The organism is Psychrobacter sp. PL15, assembly GCF_035984995.1.
In the GTDB taxonomy this organism is placed as follows: Bacteria; Pseudomonadota; Gammaproteobacteria; order Pseudomonadales; family Moraxellaceae; genus Psychrobacter.
In genome coordinates, this window is sequence record NZ_JAXCIB010000001.1 from 135518 (window position 1) to 156913 (window position 21396).

Genomic DNA, 21396 nt, shown 5'->3' on the forward strand with positions numbered 1-21396 from the left:
ATAGCCGACCATTGTTATGGCGGCACAGCAAGATATAAGAGCAGCTGTGGCGACGTCTTATATTAAGAAATAGCTGAAAAATCTGCCGAGAACACAACCACCTAATTCACATTATTATATTTAATAAAACTTATGAAATAAAGGACAGCGCATGAAAAAACTACTGATTGTCCTTACTGTTATCCTTATCGTCACCGGATTTTTCTTTTTTGGATTCAATGATTTACTGACCCTTGAAGGGATTCAATCGCGCCTGGGACAATTCTACCAATGGCGTAATGACTCACCATTACTGGTAGGTGGCGTATTTTTCTTAGCCTATTTGATCATCGCCGCATTTTCATTGCCTGGTGCTGCGTTAATGACTTTATTGGCAGGTGCGTTGTTTGGTTTGTGGTGGGGGGTGTTGTTAGCGTCATTTGCCTCAAGTATTGGGGCATTGTGTGCCTTTCTCGCCTCACGTTATCTGTTACGCGATAGCTTCCAAAAGAAATTTGCTACTAAATTAAAAAGTATCAATCAAGGGGTAGAAAAAGACGGCGGCTTCTATTTATTTACCTTACGTCTACTGCCGTTATTCCCGTTCTTCCTCGTTAATATATTAATGGGATTGACCACAATTAAGTCGTGGACTTATTATTGGGTCAGTCAAATTGGTATGCTGGCGGGTACATTTGTATACGTTAATGCTGGTGTACAGTTGGCGCAAATTGATAGTCTCAAAGATATTATTTCACCGGCCTTGATTGGCTCATTTGTCCTGCTAGCAGTATTCCCTTTAATCGCTAAAAAGACGCTCGATTGGTACAAAGGGCGACAAGTCTATAAAGGTTGGAATAAGCCTGCTGCTTTTGATCGTAATATGGTGGTAATCGGTGCAGGCGCAGCAGGTTTAGTGTCGTCTTATATCGCAGCTACAGTCAAAGCAAAAGTTACGTTGGTTGAAGCCCATAAAATGGGTGGCGATTGTCTCAATTATGGCTGCGTACCCAGTAAGGCGCTGATAAAAAGTGCCAAAGTTGCCCATGATATGACTCATGCTAAAGATTACGGCTTACAAAATGTAGCGGTCAATTATGATTTTAAGTCAGTCATGGCACGGATACATAATATCATCGCCACGATTGAGCCTAATGATAGCGTTGAGCGCTATACCGAGCTTGGTGTCGATGTTGTCAAAGGCTACGCTACTATCATTGATCCGTGGACGGTAGAGGTTGCCGATGATACAGGCAATATCCAACGTCTTACCACGCGCAATATCATCATTGCGGCGGGCAGTAAGCCATTTGTACCACCGATAGCAGGTCTTGAGACCGTCGATTATCTGACTAGTGATACTTTGTGGGAGGCGCTCAGTCATCAAACGTCGCCGCCTAAACGCCTGATTGTCATTGGTGGTGGACCGATTGGTTGTGAGCTCTCACAAGCGTTTGCTCGTCTAGGTTCTCAAGTAACACAGATAGAACGTACCGCACGCTTACTTGAAAAAGAAGATCAAGACGTCTCGGATTACGCCAAGGTTTGTTTAGAAGCGGATGGTGTGCAAGTGTTATTGCAACATGATGCCGTACGCTGCGAGCGTACAGGTGCAGACAATAACGGCACTCAGCAGTTGATAGTGAAACATGAGGGTGTCGAAACTGTTATTGAATTTGATGCCCTCGTTATTGCCGTCGGCCGTCAAGCGCGCTTATCAGGCTATGGTCTTGAGAATTTAGGTATTGATAGCAAAAATACAGTCGTAACTAACGATTATCTTGAGACTAAATTTCCCAATATTTTGGCTGCAGGTGATGTTGCTGGTCCTTACCAATTCACTCATGTCGCCGCCCATCAAGCTTGGTATGCTGCTGTCAACGCCTTGTTTGGCACCTTTAAAAAGTTCAAGGTTGATTATCGAGTGATACCTTGGGTCACTTTTATTGACCCTGAGGTTGCCCGTGTGGGTATCAACGAACAAGAAGCCCACGAACAAGGGATTAAATTTGAAGTGACACGCTATGATATTGCTGACCTTGACCGGGCGATTACTGACAGCCGAGCTACTGGCTGGGTTAAGGTTTTAACCGTCCCGAAAAAAGACAAAATATTGGGTGTGACCATCGTGGGCAATCACGCAGGAGAGTTACTCGCCGAATATGTCCTAGCGATGAAACATGGCCTCGGACTGAACAAAATACTTGGCACCATACATACCTATCCAACCATGAGCGAAGCCAATAAATACGCTGCTGGCGAGTGGAAGCGCGCCCATGCTCCGCAAGGATTATTGAAATGGGTAGAAAAATATCACCAGTTTAAACGGAGCTAACCTAATGAAAGTATTAAATTTTTCAGTGTTAAAACCTCTTATCGCAGTGGCCATGCTAGTCCCTAGTGTTGCCGCCTATGCAGACTTTAGTCATCAAAGTTGGGATGCGTTATTAGACAAGCATGTGACTATGACTAATGGTGGTAAGGCTTCAGTAGTTAATTATGCCGGCATGAAAGCAGATAAAAACCAGCTGGCAAGCTATCTTAAAGCCACCAGTAAAGTGAGTCAGTCGGAGTTCAATCGTTGGAATAAGAATGAACAATTGGCGTTTTTAATTAATGTCTATAACGCAGGTACGGTTGAATTAATCCTGACTAAGTATCCAAATCTCAAATCAATTAAAGACATCGGATCGCTATTTAGCTCGCCGTGGAAGCAAGACTTCATTCCATTACTAGGTAAAACGCGCTCGTTAGATGATATTGAGCATAACCTGATTCGCGGCTCAAAACGCTATAATGACCCGCGTATTCACTTTGCGGTCAATTGTGCTAGCATCGGTTGTCCTGCGCTACAAGATGATGCCTATACGGGTAAGGGTTTGGACGGTCAATTAGAAAAAGCCACGTCTAAATTCTTAGCGGATAGCAGTCGCAATCGTATTAAGGGTGATACGTTGGAAGTCACGCCACTTTTCAAATGGTATAAAGAAGATTTTGCCACCAATTGGCGCGGCACTAATAATCTAGAAGGGTTCTTAGGACGCTATGATAAAGCACTAGGTCTTAATCAAGCCCAAGCAACAGCGCTAAAGCAAGGAAAAATGAAAATTGGTTATACCGAATACGACTGGCGTTTAAATAAAAAGTAAGCATGATTTTCGTTGCACTTTTTCCATACTGAGCTAATAATTCTGAAGAGGCAATAAACATTTTCCGCGTTTACTGCCTTTTTTTATATCTTCTCAGTCTTTGATAAAGTCTATTGTTGCACATCAAACATATCTTACTAATTACTAAAAACATGATAAAACTAATGTTACGAATGCTCGCCCAGCCTGTTATTGAAGCAATGAGCTCGCTGCGGAACGGATTACGCGGTAGGAGCAAACTTAATAAGCAATCAGTCCCTACAATTGTGACGACACCTGTTAACGTTTCTATTGTTATACCTATATTTAATGAAGCAGATAATTTACCGAAGCTGATTACCCATGTGGCCAAACTTAATCCACCGCCGTATCAAGTTGTATTGGTCGATGGGGGCTCAACGGATAAGTCGGTTGCCATGGCTAAGGCGCTGATAAAAACCTTTATGTGTGACAGGCAAGCACCAGTTATCGAATGGCAACTTATTGAGTCTGAGGCAGGTCGTGCGGTTCAAATGAATGCTGGCGCCGCGCAAGTAACTGGAGACACATTACTGTTTTTGCATGCCGATACTCAGTTACCAAATGCAGCGATTACTGAAATTGTACAATCAATGACTTATCATGACTGGGGGCATTTTGATGTGCGTCTAAACAGTCGCAGTCCGATGCTGTGGACTGTAAGTAGAATGATGAATGCGCGGTCGCGTTTAACAAGAATCGCGACTGGCGACCAGGCCATTTTTATTAAAAAGTCATGCTTTGATACGCTTGGTGGTTATCCTAATCAACCGTTAATGGAAGATATAGAACTGTGCAAACGTCTGAAAAATATTGCTAGGCCTGCGTGCCTAAGTAGCGAAGTGACCACTTCAGCACGGCGCTGGCAGAAATATGGCACCTGGCAGACAATTTTTTTGATGTGGCGTCTGCGTTTTGATTATTGGTGCGGAGTTGCACCTGAGCTATTAAAACAGCGTTATTATAGTCATTCAAAAATAGCCGGTTTGAAGAAATAACAGTAGGACAAGGAATAGATATGACGAACAGAGCAGCACGCTCAATAGCGCAAACCAGCCTACAGGACAGCAATCAAAATACCTGCGTTATTATATTTGCTAAATATCCTACTCCAGGTATGGCAAAGACTCGCTTGCAACCAGCGCTCGGCGTTGACGGTACAGCGCAGATGGCAAGACGGCTGCTATTACACAGTGTTGAGCAAGCAGTAGCTACCAATTACTTGGTCGAGTTATGTGTTAGTCCTGCACCAACTGACCCGTGCTGGCGAGCGCTTGATTTACCTGATACGCTTCATTGGTCAGGTCAAGTAGTCGGTGACTTAGGGGCGCGCTTACTAACGGCCAGCCAGCAGGCTTTGGATACATATAAAAAAATATTATTAGTTGGCACTGATTGTCCCAGCCTAACAGCGCAGTGCATTCAAGATGCAGCGCTACAGTTAGACCAACATGATACGGTAATGATTCCCGCATCGGACGGTGGCTATGTGTTATTAGGATTCAAGCAAGTTCATGACAGCTTGTTTTCAAATATTATATGGAGCACCGCCAGTGTGGCTGCTGTAACCCAGCAACGTATCAAAGCGTTGGGCTGGTCGTTAGCAGTATTAGAGCCACTGCATGATATTGATGAGCCTGATGATTTAAAATATCTACCATCGGATTGGCTGGCCAGTCAAGAGTGACGATATTAAAGGTAGCATATCAAGTGAGGGCAACGCTGTAGATACTCTATATGGATTCAGTTCTATTCTCTAATTATTTTTCACTACCGACAAGGAAAGTGTTATGCATGACATTGTGCAAGATTACTACGGCAAACAACTACAAAGCACCAGTGATTTAAAAACCTCAGCATGTTGTGATATTAGTAGCCTGCCGCAATGGCTTAAGCCCTTATTGGCTAATATTCATGATGAGGTAACGAGTCGTTATTATGGTTGCGGATTGGTATGTCCTGCTCTGCTGGAAGGCTGTCGTATTTTAGATTTAGGGTGCGGTTCAGGTCGTGATGTCTATGCGCTAGCACAATTGGTTGGTAAGACCGGTCAGGTGGTTGGCGTCGATATGACCGATGAGCAGCTGGCAGCCGCAAAACAGCATCAAGACTATCATAGCGAAAAATTCGGCTATGACAATGTGACCTTTTTGCATGGTTATATCGAAAAGCTAGATGAGCTCAATCTAGAGGCCAATAGCTTTGATATTATTGTCTCAAACTGTGTAATAAACCTATCACCTGATAAATCTGCGGTTATGGCCAGTGTACAACGCTTGCTTAAACCGGGTGGAGAATTTTATTTTTCTGATGTCTACGCTGATCGCCGCATCCCTCAGCATTTAATTGATGATCCGGTGTTATATGGTGAGTGCCTAAGTGGGGCATTGTATTGGAATGATTTTATACGTTTGGCACGTGAGGCCGATTTTTTGGACCCACGTCTGGTTGAAGACCGTCCCCTTGAGATTACTGATCCTACCTTGGCTGCTAAAATTGGTAACATTCAATTCTTTTCCGCTACCTATCGCCTATTTAAGCTTGCAGCACTCGAAGATGCCTGTGAAGACTACGGACAAGCGGTAGTTTATAACGGTACTATTGCTCAAATGCCGCATCGTTTTGACTTTGATAAGCATCATATTATCGAAGCTGGTCGCGTGTTCCCTGTATGTGCCAACACCTTCAGAATGCTTAAAGAGTCTCGCTTTTCTCCTCATTTCAAGTTTATTGGTGATGACAGTCACCACTACGGTGTTTTCGCAGGCTGCGGTGATATGATGCCATTTGGTGAGGCTGCTGCTCTGGTATCCAGTACGGCTGCTAGTCCAGTCAACGGTTCGTGCTGTTAGCATAAAATTAGCTCGTTAAAAATGAAAAAGGCCATCGAATTATTCGATGGCCTTTTTAGCTCAAAAATAGCGTCTATAGATCAAGGGGTAGTAAGGCTGTCAGCCTGGTTTTAGTCTGCTCATCCATTGCTTCAATAGGAGTGATTAATGCTTGCGCTAGAGCGTTATGAGCGATTGACTCGGGCCGCTCAGCTGCAATTAGAGTCACCGCTTGCTCGATGACTTGTTGAGCATTTTCAGCATTTTTCATGAGGTTCTGTATCGCATAATCTGCGCTTACGGATTCTTCATTGGGATGCCAGCAATCAAAGTCGGTGACTAGCGCTAAGGTCGCATACGCGATACTGGCTTCGCGTGCCAGCTTGGCCTCTGGCATATTAGTCATACCGATAATATCTGCCTGTATTTGGCGATACCAATGTGATTCTGCGCGGGTGGAAAACTGTGGTCCTTCAATACAGATATAGGTCGCCTTAGAGTGGCATTTTCCTTCACTAATTCTGGCCTGGCTATACGCACGCATTAAAATATCGGCTACTGCAGGACATAAGGGGTCAGCCATTGCGACATGCGCAACAGCGCCATTACCGAAAAATGTACTCACTCGCTGCTTGGTCATGTCAATCATTTGATCTGGTACGACCATATCTAAAGGTTTAAGCTGTTCTCGCAATGAGCCAACCGCTGACACGGAAATAATATAGCGTACGCCTAAAGTTTTTAGGGCGTAGATATTGGCACGATAAGGTACCTCAGACGGCGTTAATTTGTGACCTTGACCGTGCCGAGTCAAGAAGGCAATCGTCACACCATCCAACTCACCGAGCACAATATCATCAGACGGAGCTCCGTAGGGCGTCTGTATAGTAACGCTACGTTTATTAGTCAAGGCTTGCATTTGATACAGACCGCTGCCACCGATAATGGCGATATCAGCAGTATTAATAGACAGCGGCGTTGTATCTTTTATTACAGTGGTTGGCATGATGATTTTCCAAGTTTTGATAGTAAAAGAGAGCGTCATGATTCAATATATTAAGAAATAACTTTATAGGCTATCCGTTATGATATTTGGATAAAGCAAAGATTCTTGAGAATAAAGAAAGCAGGTACGGCGGTATATTTATTACAAAAATTGCTATACCATTGCAGAAGTGTAAGTTATTTGATGTCTATACGTTATCATAATTAGTAATATAAAATTAATGATCTTCAAGGAAGAAATCAATGTTCAACTATTCAAAATCGCCTTTATTGCTATCAGCGCTGCTAAGCGCTGCTTTAGGCCTGACCGCCTGCTCATCTCCAAGCTCAGAAAGTAGTGATGATAGCGCTGCAACTGACGCCGCCATTCTAGCAGCTGATAAGCTGGAAACCGAATTTGTCACTATCGCTACAGGCGGCGCATCTGGCCCTTATAATATCATTGGCACCTCATTGGCAGAGATTTATGTCAAAACCTTTGGCGTCAACTCAAAGACTCAAACCACAGGCGCCTCAGTAGAAAACGTCAATTTATTGACACTAGGCAAAGTTGATATGGTGTTGGCCCTTAGTGATGTGGTCACCGATGCGGTTGAAGGTAGTAATAACTTTGATGCGCCAATCACTAATATTCAACAAATTGCCGTATTGTATCCTAACGTGATTCAGTTAGTTGCCACCCAAGATTCTGGAATCAAAAATATTGAAGACTTAAAAGGCAAGCGTATTGCGGTTGGCGATCAAGGCTCTGGAACTGAAGTCAATGCCCGAACTTTATTAGAAGGGTTTGGCTTAACTTACGATGATGTTGAGGTGGATTATTTAGGCTTTGCTGATGCTGCTGATGCCATGAAAGCGGGCAAAATTGAAGCGGCATTCTTTAGTAGTGGGCTACCTAACTCATCTTTATTGGAGTTAGAACAAGGCTTAGATTTGCAGCTAGTAACGATTAATCAGGACACGCTTGGTAAGCTCATTGAGTCAAAGCCTTACTTCAAGACTTTTGAGATTCCTATAGGCACTTATGGTAATGATACTGCTGTCCCCACGGCAGCTGTCATGAACGCCTTATTAGTGCGTTCTGATATGTCTGAGGATGACGTTTACAAGCTTACCAAAGCTTTATTTGATAATTTAGAAGGTCTAAGAAATGCCCATCAAGCGGCCGCTGATATCAGTTTAGATACGGCGCAGCAAGGTATGGTAGCACCTATCCATCCTGGCGCTAAAAAGTACTATGATGAACAAGCCGCTAAATAAGCGCTCATGGCTATGGTTATCAATTGGTGCAGCATTTATTGTTGCGCTAGTTTTTTTTACGCTATGGGCCGTCTCTACAGGTCAGTCTGTAATCGAAGTACGAATTAGTGGCGCTGATAGGTTCGATAATACTGATAGCACTGATGAGGTGCTATGTTATTTCATTGAACCTAACTTCCAACTGCGCTGGATTCATTCTGTAGAAAAACAATGGTGGGAGGAGCAGTATCTTCGTGAAAGCGATGGGCTACTGCTGACCACTACTTATTTTCAAGCTTTCGGTGCGGGCACCCCGTCAACTGAAGCATTGGCTCCAATACAAAAACCTGGCTATGTCGGTTATCTAATTAACGAAAGACTGCCTAGCCTTAACTGGGTGGTATCGCGGCTAACCAAGGGTGAAATTGATTATGCTGACAATCGAATTTTGATACATCAATGGGTACCAGATTACTCTGAAGTAACGATTACGCCCAAAGCGTACGATCTAATGGATAGATTTAAAAAGGACTTATGTCATGAACTCTCAAGTGACGGATCACAGTAGCGCATCCGCCATGTCTAGCGAAGATGCTAATCTGTCAAAGCATTTGGACCCTCATGCAGATACTGAGGTTGATAACAGCGTTGATAATGATGTTGATCCTAATGTCACGCAAGCGATATTGGAAAAATATGACCGAGAGTCTATCACCCGTCATATCACTCAAGGACCAGTAAGATACATTATTGCTGGGATTTGCATCTTATATTCACTTTATCATTTGTATGTCACCTTCAATCCCATGCCAGCCTTGTTACAGCGAGCGGTGCATTTAGGGGTTGGTTTTGCATTGATTTTTCTAATATTTCCAGCAAATAAAACCAGTAGCCGTAAGAAAGTTGCATGGTATGACTGGCTTTGGTTTTTGCTGTCTTTAACGGGAGTGACCTATCTCATATATGAGTACCAAGACATTGTGACCTCTCGCGGTGGAATGGCAAATCAGCTGGATGTGATATTTTCTATCATCACGGTGATCTGTGTACTTGAGGGCAGTCGACGCGTCACTGGTTTGATTTTGCCCGTATTGGCCTCGATATTTTTGCTCTATCCATTCGTAAGTCATTTGAGTTTTATGCCTGACCGGCTACTCACTCGACCGTATGATTTTGGTGATATTTTTGGTCAGTTATTTTTGAAAACTGAAGGGCTATACTCTGTTGCGATTGGGGCGTCAGTTACCTTTATCTTTCTGTTTATTTTGTTTGGCGCATTTTTGGCGCGCTCTGGCATGGGGCAGTTATTTAACGATTTGGCATTAGCGCTGGCAGGGGATAAAAAAGGCGGCCCAGCAAAGGTGGCCGTAATTTCAAGCGGCTTTATGGGCAGTATTAACGGCTCAGCCTTATCAAACGTAGTCAGTACCGGCGCGTTTACTATCCCCTTGATGAAAAAGGTTGGTTATCACAAAGATTTTGCGGGTGCAGTAGAAGCCAGTGCCTCGGTTGGTGGGCAAATCTTACCACCTATTATGGGTGCCAGTGCTTTTATCATGGCTGAGACCACAGGGTTACCCTATAGTACAATTGCGTTGGCGGCATTATTGCCAGCAATACTATATTATCTAGGGGTCATCGCGCAGGTACATTTTCGCGCCGGACGTCGCGACTTAAAAGGCATTGCCAAAGAGAGTCTACCGCAGATAAAAGAAGTGTTAAAAGCGCGCGGTCATATGTTACTACCGATTGTATTTTTGATTTATCTATTGATCAAAAATGTACCAGTGGGTTATGCAGCCGCTTATACCATTGGTTTTACAGTTGTAGTCAGCATGATACGTAAAGAGACGCGAATGGGATTTGCTGATATTTTGGGTGCTCTAGAAGATGGTGCTCGCCAGTCACTAGCAGTGATGGCCGCCTGCGCAGTAGTGGGAATTATCATTGGGGTGGTGAGCTTAACCAGCTTTGGTACGGTGATGACCTCTGCAATTGTGACCTTAGGGGCAGGATCGTTATTACTTACGCTGGTTTTAACTATGTTAGCTTCAATGGTTTTAGGTATGGGGCTACCGTCGATTCCTGCCTATATTATAACGGCAACCATGGCCGCGCCTGCCTTAGCTGGTTTCGATATTCCTATTTTATCCGCGCATATGTTCGTGTTCTACTTTGGGGTCTTTGCCAATATTACTCCGCCAGTTTGTCTAGCAGCCTTCGCGGGCGCTGGTATATCAGGCGGTGATCCGATGAAAACCGGATATTTGGCTCTAAAATTAGCTTTAGCCGGATTTATCGTACCGTTTATGTTTATTTATAATCCTGCCATGTTGATGATAGATCCTACTGGTTTAGCAGTAACGGCTAAAGATTACCCACTACCACCCATTATTGATATAGTCACTGTAGTGTTGACATCTGTTACGGGCGTTATTGCACTAAGCGCAGCGCTAGAAGGCTATTTTAAAGGAAGTATGAACTCCCTGATGCGTGCCATATTAGCAATTGGTGCGTTACTGCTCATCTATCCTGGGCTAACGACTGGCTTAGCGGGTGGGGTTATTGTACTAGGCGTTGCCATACTAAATGTTAGAAGCAGTAAGTCCGTATCGACCTCCTCAACAGCTTAGGAGTCGTAGCGGTTAAGAGCCATGAATCTCGAGTCAAAACGAGCGAAATAAACTACCATTAAGGTTATTTGTTTCGCTTTTTTAGTATCGACCATCAGTTAATTTGATTTGAATCAACAGAAGAGAGGTCCTAATAGACCTCTTTTTTAGGGATGACTCTTAAATTCTAAGCATAGACATAGATAGCCACTAGCGCTTATTAACTCTCTTATACATACCTTGAGCAAGTGCTTTGATCATCATCGTCTGGCTTTGCATTAAGCCATTGTATTTGGGTAAGTCATCGTCACTATCCTCGACGCGGCGATTATAAAATAGATGCATGGTAGGTTCAGGCAGTGCAGCCATATTAGGGTAGTTTGTGGTGGGCACTAATATCAGGTTTCCACCTACAGCCATCTCTATACTGGGTTTATTGCAGAGAATACACAGACCGCGGTTAATATTTGGTGGCAGTTTCCAGCGGCGAAAATTGGTTCTAGTTAGATCTAACTCACTCACATCTGATTTAAGCAAAATTGTCACATCATTATAGGCTTGGCCAGTGAACTCTTGGCAAATAGTACAGTGGCAGATAAAGCGGCCAATAGGCTTATTATTAATAGTATAAGTATTGCTATAACAGGCGCAAGAGCCTTCTTGTGGGGTAAATTCGCTGCTCATCAGTCAGTCCTTAATAAGAAGATGATCATTATTTATTATTTGTTAATCTAAGTTACAAAATATAGCACTATCTTAGCTCATTAGTGTAGAAGCTTTCAGTAGGGATAGTAATTATTAACTATTGATTTTTCAGCTATAGTTAAAACATCTTAAAAACGCTACGGTACTGCTGGTATAAGCTTTTTGTAGCCTCTGTCTGCGTAGGCACAGCAAGCCAGAAAAACTTATGCCAGCAGTAGGTTATATATTGATATTACTTTTTATTGACTATATTTAGTACAATGGCACTCGCTGCCCAAAGAACTCGCTACCTAAAAAAAGGATGAAGGTGTCGATAAATCGTCCACAAAAAAGGAGACCCATAGCAGGTCTCCTTTTTGTCTATTACTAGCGTAATCAATCGAATATTAACAACCCAATTTCCCTTCCGCTGCTAATGCTTTTTTGCTACGTATCGGTGCAGGGCAATCTTCGCCATAGAATTGACGATCAGCAAAGTAGCTTGAGCGTACCATTGGACCGGCCCAAATGTTAAAGAAGCCAATTTTTTTACCGTAGTCCATATAGCGTTGGAACTCGTCAGGGTGGACATAACGATCAACTGGCACATGGTTTTTACTAGGCTGTAAGTACTGACCAACCGTAATCATGTCAACATTGTTCGCTTTTAGGTCATCGAGTAAGGTATATATTTCTTCTTCGGTCTCGCCAAGCCCGACCATGAAGCCGCATTTGGTCGCGATATCAGGACGACGTTCTTTATAGATTCTGAGTAAGTCTAATGAATGCTGATAATCAGAGCCGGGACGGAAGGCTTTATATAAACGTGGTACGGTTTCGATATTATGGTTAAAGACGTCTGGTGCGGTCTCAGTCAATAAGTCTAATGCCACCTCCATACGACCACGGAAATCAGGAACCAAGATTTCGATTAGGCAGTTTGGGCTGAGCGCTCTTGCTTCATCAAGCACTTCAACAAAGTGAGCAGCGCCGCCATCTTTTAAATCATCACGATCGACTGAGGTGATAACCGCATATTTCAGCTGCAAGCCTAAGATAGTCTCAGCAGTATGGCGGGGTTCATCAGCATCAAGGTTATTAGGGCGACCATGTCCCACATCGCAGAACGGACAACGACGGGTACAGATATCACCCATGATCATAAAGGTAGCCGTACCATCAGCAAAGCACTGTGGCAAGTTAGGGCAGGCCGCTTCTTCACAGACGGTATAGAGCTTTTGCTCACGCAAGGTGGCTTTTATACGCGCCACTTCAGCAGGCGATGACATCTTGACCCGAATCCAATCTGGCTTTTTCTTGGCTTCAATAGTCGGAATCACTTTAATTGGGATACGTGCTACTTTGTCATAACCACGTAACTTTTCGCCTTGAATGGCTTTTTTAGGTTTAACCCTGGCAGCAGGAACGTGCGTTTGTACGGCTAATGAGCTCATAAGCTTATCCTAAACCCTTACAATCCTAAGTCTTTATAAGACAAGGGCTTTCTTTATCATTTGAGGAGAGTGGATGGTGAATTTCATATGCTGATTATAGCAAACTTAGCGTTATTTTTCATCTTTGTATCGTTAACGTGCACTAGAGTGAAAGCAAATAAAACACAGACCAATAGCACGGGAAAAATTGCTATTTAATAGGAATAACACCTAGTTGAGATGGTGTGCTTAGCTGTATTTATATAGGTAACCATTTATATAGATGATTGCTGTTAGTAATGAGCGTTAAATATAGGATACCAACATGAAGGTGATATGAATGTGATATGAAGGTGATTAATATGAAGGTGATTAATGAGAGTGATTGGTAATAAATGGGATAACAAATAGATAAGAAGATGCCTATTTTTAGATAAGAAGATACCTATTTTGTATTAAGACATTTTGTAGCATGTGACCTTTCTAATTTAACAGAAAAGCAGCTAAAAGGCACCGTTAAATTAACTTAATATCGTGATGAGTAATACGATAAGTAGTCAGAAAAAAATACCTCCCATTTTTATAATAAATGTTGGCTATGGGGTGGAGATTGGGGTTTGCTTCTTAACATTTTGACCATTTTACGCTATATTGTACGGATAATTATTCAATGTAGTACATCGATGCAGGCAGTTATTCTAACTACCCACGTGATGTACCAATTACTCAACTGACGAGGACGCCTATTGTGTTAGAAGCTTATCGTAAACATGTCGAAGAACGTGCTAAGCAAGGAACTGTACCGCTTCCGCTTAATGAGAAACAAGTAGCAGATTTAGTTGAAGTGTTAAAAAATCCACCAACGGGTGAAGACGCATTCTTAATGAATTTGTTAGAAAATCGTATTCCTGCCGGTGTTGATCAAGCCGCTTATGTAAAAGCAGCATTTTTAGCGGCTATCGTGAAAGGTGAAGCGACTTCTTCACTGGTCAGCAAGCAAAAAGCGGTCGAAATTTTAGGCACCATGCAAGGTGGCTATAATGTTCAGCCATTAGTCGCCGCATTAGATGACAAAGAGTTGGCGCAAGACGCTGCTGAAGCTTTGAAAAAAACCTTGCTAGTTTTTGATGCCTTCCATGATGTGACTGAAAAAGCCGAAGCGGGCAATGACATTGCTAAAGAAGTGGTGCAATCATGGGCCGATGCTGAATGGTTCTTAAACCGCGCTGAAGTACCAAAAAAGTCAACGTACACCACCTTTAAAATCACTGGCGAAACCAATACCGATGATTTGTCTCCGGCGCAAGATGCGTGGAGCCGTCCTGATATCCCGTTGCATTCATTAGCCATGCACAAAAACTCTCGCGACGGTATTACCGCTGACGAAGAGGGTGTTATTGGTCCGATGAAACAGATTGAAGCATTAAAAGAAAAAGGCCATCAACTGGCTTATGTTGGTGATGTAGTTGGTACTGGCTCTAGCCGTAAATCAGCAACCAACTCAGTATTGTGGTTGATGGGTGATGACATTCCTAACGTCCCGAACAAACGCGGTGGCGGTTTAGTATTGGGTAATAATATCGCACCAATCTTCTTTAATACCATGGAAGATTCAGGCGCACTGCCAATCGAAAAAATTAATGTCGATAACTTAAATATGGGTGATGTGTTTGATATTTATCCGTATGAAGGCAAAATCACTAAGCACGACTCTGACGAAGTACTATCAACCTTTAAACTAAACTCACCAACATTGCTTGATGAAGTACGTGCCGGTGGCCGTATTCCATTAATTGTTGGTCGCGGTTTGACCAATCGTGCCCGTGAATACATGGGTCTTGAGCATTCAGACATTTTTGCCAAGCCAGAAGATCCCGTTGATACCGGTAAAGGCTTTACGCTAGCGCAAAAAATGGTTGGTAAAGCTTGTGGTCTAGACGGCGTTCGTCCTGGTATGTACTGCGAACCTAAAATGACTACGGTAGGCAGTCAAGATACCACGGGTCCAATGACTCGCGATGAGCTAAAAGACTTAGCTTGCCTAGGTTTCCAGACCGATCTAGTATTGCAATCATTCTGTCATACGGCTGCTTATCCTAAGCCTGTGGACATCGAGACTCAGCACACGCTACCTGACTTCATCATGAACCGTGGTGGTGTGAGCTTACGTCCAGGTGACGGCATCATTCACTCATGGTTGAACCGTATGCTCCTGCCAGATACCGTGGGTACTGGTGGTGATTCGCATACCCGTTTCCCAATGGGTATCTCGTTCCCAGCTGGTTCTGGTCTGGTCGCTTTCGCAGCTGCGACTGGTGTGATGCCACTCGATATGCCTGAGTCTGTGCGTGTACGTTTCGTAGGCGAACGTCAAGCGGGTATTACCTTACGTGATTTGGTGCATGCGATTCCGTACCAAGCGATCAAAGATGGCTTATTGACGGTTGATAAAAAAGGTAAAGTTAACGAGTTTAACGGTCGCATCCTTGAGATTGAAGGTCTTAATGACTTAACGCTTGAGCAAGCCTTTGAATTGTCTGATGCGTCAGCCGAGCGTAGCGCCGCGGGTTGTACTATTGCCTTATCAGAAGCATCAATCACTGAGTATTTGACCTCGAACGTCACCTTGCTTAAATGGATGATTTCAGAAGGTTATGGCGATGCGCGTACTATTAGTCGCCGTATTGAAGCCATGCAAGAGTGGTTAGCGAATCCAAGTCTCATGCGCGCTGATGACGATGCTGAATATACCATTGATATGGTCATCGACATGAGCGAGATCAAAGAGCCTATCCTTTGCTGCCCGAACGATCCAGATGATGCCAAAACATTGTCGGACGTGGCAGGGAATGCCATTGATGAAGTATTCATTGGTTCATGCATGACCAACATCGGTCACTTCCGTGCGGCCGGTAAACTGCTACAAGAGGTACCAGCAGGTAGCTTAAAAACTCGTCTATGGATTGCGCCACCGACCAAAATGGATGCGCGTCAGTTGATGGAAGAAGGTTATTACAACATCTACGCACAGGCCGGTGCTCGTACTGAGATGCCAGGTTGTTCATTATGTATGGGTAACCAAGCACGTATCGCACCGAATTCTACCGCGGTATCAACGTCAACCCGTAACTTCCCGAACCGTTTGGGTCAAGGTGCGGATGTGTATCTCGCTTCAGCTGAGCTTGCTGCCGTCGCTGCGGTATTGGGTAAACTGCCAACCAACGATGAGTATCAGCAATATGCTGGCATGCTCAACAGTATGGGCGATGAAGTGTATCAATACATGAACTTCGACCGTATGGAAGAGTACACTGAAGAAGCGGATAAAATTAACGTTGCTCAATTGACCTAAGTTTTGATCTGAACGCTTTTTAGTAGTCTAAAAATAAAAACCCCGTGTCGTTATGATGCGGGGTTTTTTAGGTGGTGAACGTTAGAAATTGCAGTCAGATATACACATTTTTTATGAGCTATTTATCCTGATAAACTGGTTTACACCTGTCCACAAAGGCCGTAATTCCTTCTCTAAAGTCATCGGTGTTGGTCAACATGGTTTGCTGATCTATTTCCATATCTAGGACTTAATTGAAGCTAATTAATGTATGTCTATTAATTATGTGTTCCTTTATATGATCGTTCATATTTGATAGCTTATGAGTTATAATCACTCTTAAGCTATCAAATATGAATGGTTGATCTGATATGAGATTTGATTTCTATACCCCAAGCGAGGTTACCCAAATCTTAGGCGAGCGTCTAAAAAAACGGCGTCTTATCTTAAATCTAACACAAACAACGCTAGCAGAGAGAGCAGGTGTTGGCATTAGTACTATTATTAGAATTGAATCAGGTCAAGGTGGCACATTAGATAATGTGGTGCGGATGGCCATAGGTCTTGGTTTAATTAATGAATTTGCCGAGTTGTTTGACATTGCCCCTGCGAATATTAAAGAAGTCATGGAGCAAAAAAATCTGCGCCAACGTGCCTCTACCAAAACATCATAAGGGCGCTCATTTATGTATACACCCATACCATCAATTAAGGTGTTTTACCAAGGGTTCGGTGAGCATCGTCTAGTGGGCTATTTGACTATAGAGGGGCATCGCCCCGTTTTTGGTTACGATGATTCATGGGTTTCAGATGGATTTGAGTTGTCGCCAATAGAGATGCCGCTGCGCTCCACGCCTTATCGTGGGCTTAACAAAAATGCTTATTATTTGTGCGGATTATTAGCCGATAGCTTACCAGATGGTTGGGGTATCCTATTGATGGATCGGTTTTTTCGGCAGATATCTGATGAGTCTTCTCGAAACATGACGGTATTAGAGCGCTTTGCCTATGTTGGTGAGTCGGTGATGGGTGCATTAACCTTTGTGCCTGAGCAACCGCTCATCCCTGACGCTGTTGAAGTCAGCCTTGCTAAGCTTGCACATGCCAATCAAAAGCTTCTTGCAGGGCAAGAGAGTGACATACTGGTAGAGCTGATTGCAGTGGGTGGCTCACCACAAGGAGCAAGGCCAAAAGCACTCGTATTATTTGATAAAGACTCTAAGTTTATCACCACAGATTTGAATACCCTTCATCCATCAGCCACGCCTTGGCTCATTAAATTTCCAGCGCAAAATGAGCATAAAAGTGTGTGCTTATTAGAGGCTATTTATGCAGATATGGCCAAGCTATCGGGTTTAAATATGCCTTGTCATTATTATTTTGATATTGACGAAAACCACAGTGCATTTGGGGTTGAGCGTTTTGATAGGATAGGCGGTCAGCGGGTACATATTCACACGCTAGCAGGGTTGTTAGACCTTGATTTTCGCCTTCCTTTTTCTTCAAATTATTTGCAGTATTTACGCTGCGTGCGCATGTTAACTCAATCGCAACAGCAAGTTGAACTGGCTTATAGACAAGCCGTTTTTAACGTGGTTTTTAATAATAAAGATGACCATAGTAAAAACTTCTCATTTATGATGAATAAGCAAGGGGAGTGGTCTTTATCACCGGCTTATGATTTGTCTTACAATACAGGATTTGATGGCTGTCATCAAATGGATATCGGCGGTGAAGTCACACATCCAACCTTAACGCATCTGATTAAACTTGCCACACAGGCAGATATTAAACAAGAGACTGCCAAAGAAATTATTGAACAAGTCACAGCCGCCGCCAAGCATTTTTTGACTGAGATTGAAAGTTACTGTGTCGATAAGAATTTATTAAACCAAGTCATTCACGATGTAACCGCTAATGTTAATAGAATGAAATAACTAAAACAAAAACCCCGTATCGTAATGAGGCGGGGTTTTTGTGTAGCGATGATTAAAAAATAAAGTCAGAGTTAGCTTTCGGTTTACAATCTACTTACCCTGATAAACCGGCCTACGCTTTTCCATAAATGCAGTAATACCTTCTTTAAAGTCATCCGTTTTTGCCAGCATAGTTTGCTGATCCACTTCCATATCTAATGCTTCATTAAGACTCATATACGCGTGCGTGTTAATCATATGCTTCATTGAGGCTAATGCTTTTCCAGGTAGATTACTTAGACGAGTCGCCAAGGCGTTAACGCTTGCATCCAGTGCATCCGCGCTAACCACTGTATTAACTAAGTTTAAGCGTGCCATATCTTCGGCTTTGAGTTTATCACCGAGCATAACCATTTCAGTAGTCTTTGCTACACCGATCAATTGAGTGAGCAAATAAATACCACCAGCGTCTGGTACTAGACCAATATTGACGAAGGCTTGGACAAATTTTGCATTATCAGCGGCAATACGGAAGTCGCAAGTTAAAGCCAGGTTCATACCAGCGCCTGCGACCGCACCTTCTAATTTGGCAATAATAGGTTTATGAATATTACGCAGCTTTAGGCTAATCTCAGCAACTTCGCCCACCATAAAGTTAAGTTTAGTGGCCAAAGCATCCTTTTCCATACCATTTTCAAGCATTTCACCGATATGGCCACCACTGGAAAAGTTATGGCCTGCACCTTGCAAGACAATAACTCGTACCTGCTCATCCGTATCGGCCTGATTGAGTGCGGCGACCATCGCATCTTTTAGCGATGTGCTAAAGGCATTAAGAGTTTTAGGATCATTCATAGTAATGGTGGCGATATGATTCTTGGCCTGATACTCGACTAAAGGTTGCGACATGGTATTTTCCTTAATTATAGTTTTGGGACAATAAGCTGTTCAATCCTCATTACTATAGCAGTTTGGGGTTGTGATAAACGCTGATTTTGTACACGCTCAAAACAGGGGTATGCTTTGTATTATTGTCCGTCTATAGTATGTCTTGAGTGTTATTCGTATTATTATAAATTGACGGTATACGACAAAAACTTCTTATTCAGAAATAACACTATTAAGTGACTGAATTTTAAACTATGCTGAAGAGCTAATACAAATGTCAGGTGTTTTTATCGCTGATGAGCACATATCTATTTATAAACAATAAATCAGTCAGACAAGGAAGTTGTTATGCCTAGTATCCAAATTAATAACGCCAGTATCTATTACGAAGATAGTGCTCCTGACGATCAGCAAAAGCCTGTGATGGTGTTTGCACATGGTCTGTTATGGAGTTCGCGGATGTATGATAAGCAAGTTGCACATTTTCAAGACGATTATCGCTGCATTGCTTTTGACTTTCGCGGTCAAGGGCAGTCTCAGATTACCAAGTCCGGCTACGATATGGATGCTTTGACTGAGGATACTCTTGGCCTGCTAACGGCACTTAATATCAATAAGTGTCACTTTGTAGGACTATCAATGGGTGGCTTTATAGCGCAGCGTATCGCACTTAAACGTCCTGAGCTCTTGTTATCCTTGATAATGCTGGAGACTTCAGCTGATCCCGAAGATCCGGAGCTAGTGCCACAATATCGTAAGCTAATGACCGCCATTCGTTGGGTAGGTATGAAGCGTGTTAGCAAGAAAGTCATGCCAATTATGTTTGGTACCAGCTTCTTAGAAGACAAATCGCGTAAAGCTGAAAAGAGAGAGTGGCTAGGAATGCTACAAGGCAATCGTAAAAGTGGCGTGACCAAGGCGACCCTGGCGCTGATCGAGCGTAAAGGCACTTATGAGCAGCTTGGCGACATCGCCACGCCGACCCTTATTATAGTCGGTGATGAAGATGCGGCAACGCCTTATGAAAAGTCTGAGCGTATACATTTTGCGATTCCAGGCTCTAAGCTGGCAGTTATTAAAGGTGCTGGCCATACCTCGACTGTAGAGGAACCTGAGCAGGTTAATGCCGTGATTAGTAAGTTCCTAGAAAGCTGTGTTTAAAATTTATATTTGACATAAAAAGGCCGCTATCAGATTAATGACAGCGGCCTTTTGTTTTAGACATTTATGGTGATATGGCTTTACCTTTATAGCAGTGGCTTATAGTCGCTATTGCCATCATTAATAACCCCAAATACCTCTGAGCGATTGACCACTTCATGTGCCCAAGCACGGTGGGTGGCTGGCTCTAGCATGGTATTATTGTACTTAAATACGGCTTTAGCCTCGCTATGTAATATTGCTTGCGCTTCATCCAGCATGCTTAACGGTACACAGTAGGCCTGCTGTACTAGGGCTATTTGGCTTGGATGAATGACGGTCTTGCCTACCAGACCTAAGCTTACATCACGGGTCAGCTCTTGCATAAATAGCATGGGTTGATCTAGATACTCAAATACTGGCGCGGATAAATAGAAGCCATGCGGCACAAAGCAGCCGAGTAATTGATAGATAAGCGTGCCAATCGGCGTGTCATAAATAATACTGTCTTTAGGACGGCGTAGTCGCAAGGCCGCAAACAGATCATTACCACCGATACGTAGCGCAAAGATAGGCTGGCTAAAGGCTTCTTTAAAGGCGATTGCTAGCTCTTGATTGTGATGTGGATCAAATAGGGCAGCAGTCTCTAAAGTGGGCATCAATAGCTGATCAGTACTTAAATTCTGACAGGCCATGCGCCAATTGGATAAGCTATACATATCCACTTTTGGCATGACAAAACCATCAATCAAGTCGATATGTTCAAAGTCTGCTAAATTCTGCAGCATCATTGGATTGCGAGGACGCACAAATACCAAGGGGCGTGTCGGCTGTTGGGTCTGAATATCTGCTAGTGCTGACGGTTCGTTAATGCTGTTGACATGCGACGCCCAAATATTAAGCAGCGCTTGCAATCGCGTGAGTGCCAGCTCAACATCACTATGGCTGACCGCGTCTTCTAAACAGATGATAATACTATTAATCGTGGGCAATTTGTCACGTTTAATCACTTGCCAAATATCCTGTCGAGTAGCAGGCATATAGAGACTGGCACCCAGCTGATAAGGGTGATGCGTGTGCGGTTTAATCATCGCATGACGTCCAGTGATTAGACGCGCATAAGACTGAGTATGATTATAAAGGCTGGACGGGTTATCTGGCATAGTAGGTG

At 43.3% G+C, this 21396-nt stretch carries 17 protein-coding genes; 12 read left to right on the plus strand and 5 right to left on the minus strand.

Features of this window, described 5'->3' with window-relative positions:
* Window positions 1-151: 151 nt before the first annotated feature.
* From RCH20_RS00530 to RCH20_RS00550, 5 genes are all read left to right on the plus strand, one after another.
* On the plus strand, window positions 152-2314 hold the full coding sequence (locus tag RCH20_RS00530) for an FAD-dependent oxidoreductase (protein ID WP_327192213.1): 2163 nt from the start codon (window positions 152-154) through the stop codon (window positions 2312-2314).
* A 4-nt stretch (window positions 2315-2318) separates the two neighbouring features.
* A complete protein-coding gene (locus tag RCH20_RS00535) occupies window positions 2319-3128 on the plus strand; it encodes a DUF547 domain-containing protein (protein WP_327192214.1) in 810 nt (269 codons plus the stop codon).
* A gap of 164 nt (window positions 3129-3292) precedes the next feature.
* A complete protein-coding gene (locus RCH20_RS00540) occupies window positions 3293-4144 on the plus strand; it encodes a TIGR04283 family arsenosugar biosynthesis glycosyltransferase (RefSeq protein WP_327192215.1) in 852 nt (283 codons plus the stop codon).
* Window positions 4145-4164: 20 nt separating this feature from the next.
* On the plus strand, window positions 4165-4833 hold the full coding sequence (locus RCH20_RS00545) for a TIGR04282 family arsenosugar biosynthesis glycosyltransferase (RefSeq protein ID WP_209956718.1): 669 nt from the start codon (window positions 4165-4167) through the stop codon (window positions 4831-4833).
* Window positions 4834-4936: 103 nt separating this feature from the next.
* Window positions 4937-5998, plus strand: a complete 1062-nt coding sequence (locus RCH20_RS00550) for a methyltransferase domain-containing protein (RefSeq protein WP_327192216.1) — start codon at window positions 4937-4939, stop codon at window positions 5996-5998.
* Window positions 5999-6071: 73 nt separating this feature from the next.
* Here RCH20_RS00550 and mtnP read toward each other — a convergent pair whose 3' ends face one another.
* Window positions 6072-6983: an S-methyl-5'-thioadenosine phosphorylase gene (gene mtnP / locus RCH20_RS00555; RefSeq protein WP_327192217.1), complete on the minus strand. Its 912-nt coding sequence runs from the start codon at window positions 6981-6983 to the stop codon at window positions 6072-6074.
* A 242-nt stretch (window positions 6984-7225) separates the two neighbouring features.
* On the opposite strand from mtnP, the gene RCH20_RS00560 reads away from it, so the two are divergent.
* Genes RCH20_RS00560 through RCH20_RS00570 form a run of 3 tightly spaced genes read left to right on the plus strand, consistent with a single transcriptional unit; the run spans window position 7226 to window position 10854 of the window.
* The gene (locus tag RCH20_RS00560) at window positions 7226-8242 is read left to right on the plus strand and encodes a TAXI family TRAP transporter solute-binding subunit (RefSeq protein WP_327192218.1); all 1017 of its coding nucleotides are present in this window, start codon (window positions 7226-7228) and stop codon (window positions 8240-8242) included.
* A complete protein-coding gene (locus tag RCH20_RS00565) occupies window positions 8223-8789 on the plus strand; it encodes a DUF1850 domain-containing protein (protein ID WP_327192219.1) in 567 nt (188 codons plus the stop codon). Before RCH20_RS00560 ends, RCH20_RS00565 begins: the two co-directional genes overlap by 20 nt.
* Window positions 8761-10854, plus strand: coding sequence for a TRAP transporter permease (locus RCH20_RS00570; protein ID WP_327192220.1), 2094 nt, complete (start codon window positions 8761-8763; stop codon window positions 10852-10854). Before RCH20_RS00565 ends, RCH20_RS00570 begins: the two co-directional genes overlap by 29 nt.
* Window positions 10855-11043: 189 nt before the next feature.
* Here the strand turns inward: RCH20_RS00570 and RCH20_RS00575 are convergent, their stop codons facing one another.
* Both RCH20_RS00575 and lipA read right to left on the minus strand, forming a co-directional pair.
* Complete coding sequence (locus tag RCH20_RS00575; protein WP_209956724.1) at window positions 11044-11517, minus strand: GFA family protein; 474 nt, start codon at window positions 11515-11517, stop codon at window positions 11044-11046.
* 407 nt (window positions 11518-11924) lie between these two features.
* Entirely contained in the window at window positions 11925-12971 is a 1047-nt protein-coding gene (gene lipA / locus RCH20_RS00580; RefSeq protein ID WP_209956725.1) for a lipoyl synthase, read from the minus strand.
* A 727-nt stretch (window positions 12972-13698) separates the two neighbouring features.
* Here lipA and acnB point away from each other — a divergent pair.
* The 3 genes from acnB to RCH20_RS00595 all read left to right on the plus strand — a co-directional run bounded on the left by acnB (window position 13699) and on the right by RCH20_RS00595 (window position 18218).
* Window positions 13699-16302, plus strand: a complete 2604-nt coding sequence (gene acnB / locus RCH20_RS00585) for a bifunctional aconitate hydratase 2/2-methylisocitrate dehydratase (protein ID WP_327192221.1) — start codon at window positions 13699-13701, stop codon at window positions 16300-16302.
* Window positions 16303-16652: 350 nt separating this feature from the next.
* Entirely contained in the window at window positions 16653-16955 is a 303-nt protein-coding gene (locus tag RCH20_RS00590; RefSeq protein WP_327192222.1) for a helix-turn-helix domain-containing protein, read from the plus strand.
* Between the two features lie 12 nt (window positions 16956-16967).
* Entirely contained in the window at window positions 16968-18218 is a 1251-nt protein-coding gene (locus RCH20_RS00595) for a type II toxin-antitoxin system HipA family toxin (RefSeq protein ID WP_327192223.1), read from the plus strand.
* Window positions 18219-18308: 90 nt separating this feature from the next.
* On the opposite strand, the gene RCH20_RS00600 is transcribed toward RCH20_RS00595, so the two are convergent.
* Window positions 18309-19106, minus strand: a complete 798-nt coding sequence (locus RCH20_RS00600) for an enoyl-CoA hydratase/isomerase family protein (protein ID WP_327192224.1) — start codon at window positions 19104-19106, stop codon at window positions 18309-18311.
* Between the two features lie 327 nt (window positions 19107-19433).
* On the opposite strand from RCH20_RS00600, the gene RCH20_RS00605 reads away from it, so the two are divergent.
* Window positions 19434-20246 carry an alpha/beta fold hydrolase gene (locus tag RCH20_RS00605; protein ID WP_327192225.1) on the plus strand — a complete coding sequence of 271 codons (813 nt, stop codon included), beginning with the start codon at window positions 19434-19436 and terminating at the stop codon, window positions 20244-20246.
* Window positions 20247-20332: 86 nt separating this feature from the next.
* On the opposite strand, the gene RCH20_RS00610 is transcribed toward RCH20_RS00605, so the two are convergent.
* Window positions 20333-21388, minus strand: coding sequence for an HpcH/HpaI aldolase/citrate lyase family protein (locus tag RCH20_RS00610; protein ID WP_327192226.1), 1056 nt, complete (start codon window positions 21386-21388; stop codon window positions 20333-20335).
* Window positions 21389-21396 lie beyond the last annotated feature (8 nt).

Bases quoted from the DNA above. Each gene is read 5' to 3' on its own strand.
- RCH20_RS00605 (WP_327192225.1), top strand. From the start codon at position 19,434: ATGCCTAGTATCCAAATTAATAACGCCAGTATCTATTACGAAGATAGT.
- RCH20_RS00570 (WP_327192220.1), top strand. From the start codon at position 8,761: ATGAACTCTCAAGTGACGGATCACAGTAGCGCATCCGCCATGTCTAGC.
- RCH20_RS00610 (WP_327192226.1), bottom strand. From the start codon at position 21,388: ATGCCAGATAACCCGTCCAGCCTTTATAATCATACTCAGTCTTATGCG.
- RCH20_RS00530 (WP_327192213.1), top strand. From the start codon at position 152: ATGAAAAAACTACTGATTGTCCTTACTGTTATCCTTATCGTCACCGGA.
- RCH20_RS00590 (WP_327192222.1), top strand. From the start codon at position 16,653: ATGAGATTTGATTTCTATACCCCAAGCGAGGTTACCCAAATCTTAGGC.
- RCH20_RS00560 (WP_327192218.1), top strand. From the start codon at position 7,226: ATGTTCAACTATTCAAAATCGCCTTTATTGCTATCAGCGCTGCTAAGC.
- RCH20_RS00595 (WP_327192223.1), top strand. From the start codon at position 16,968: ATGTATACACCCATACCATCAATTAAGGTGTTTTACCAAGGGTTCGGT.
- lipA (WP_209956725.1), bottom strand. From the start codon at position 12,971: ATGAGCTCATTAGCCGTACAAACGCACGTTCCTGCTGCCAGGGTTAAA.
- RCH20_RS00575 (WP_209956724.1), bottom strand. From the start codon at position 11,517: ATGAGCAGCGAATTTACCCCACAAGAAGGCTCTTGCGCCTGTTATAGC.
- RCH20_RS00600 (WP_327192224.1), bottom strand. From the start codon at position 19,106: ATGTCGCAACCTTTAGTCGAGTATCAGGCCAAGAATCATATCGCCACC.
- mtnP (WP_327192217.1), bottom strand. From the start codon at position 6,983: ATGCCAACCACTGTAATAAAAGATACAACGCCGCTGTCTATTAATACT.
- RCH20_RS00550 (WP_327192216.1), top strand. From the start codon at position 4,937: ATGCATGACATTGTGCAAGATTACTACGGCAAACAACTACAAAGCACC.
- RCH20_RS00545 (WP_209956718.1), top strand. From the start codon at position 4,165: ATGACGAACAGAGCAGCACGCTCAATAGCGCAAACCAGCCTACAGGAC.
- RCH20_RS00540 (WP_327192215.1), top strand. From the start codon at position 3,293: ATGTTACGAATGCTCGCCCAGCCTGTTATTGAAGCAATGAGCTCGCTG.
- RCH20_RS00565 (WP_327192219.1), top strand. From the start codon at position 8,223: ATGAACAAGCCGCTAAATAAGCGCTCATGGCTATGGTTATCAATTGGT.
- RCH20_RS00535 (WP_327192214.1), top strand. From the start codon at position 2,319: ATGAAAGTATTAAATTTTTCAGTGTTAAAACCTCTTATCGCAGTGGCC.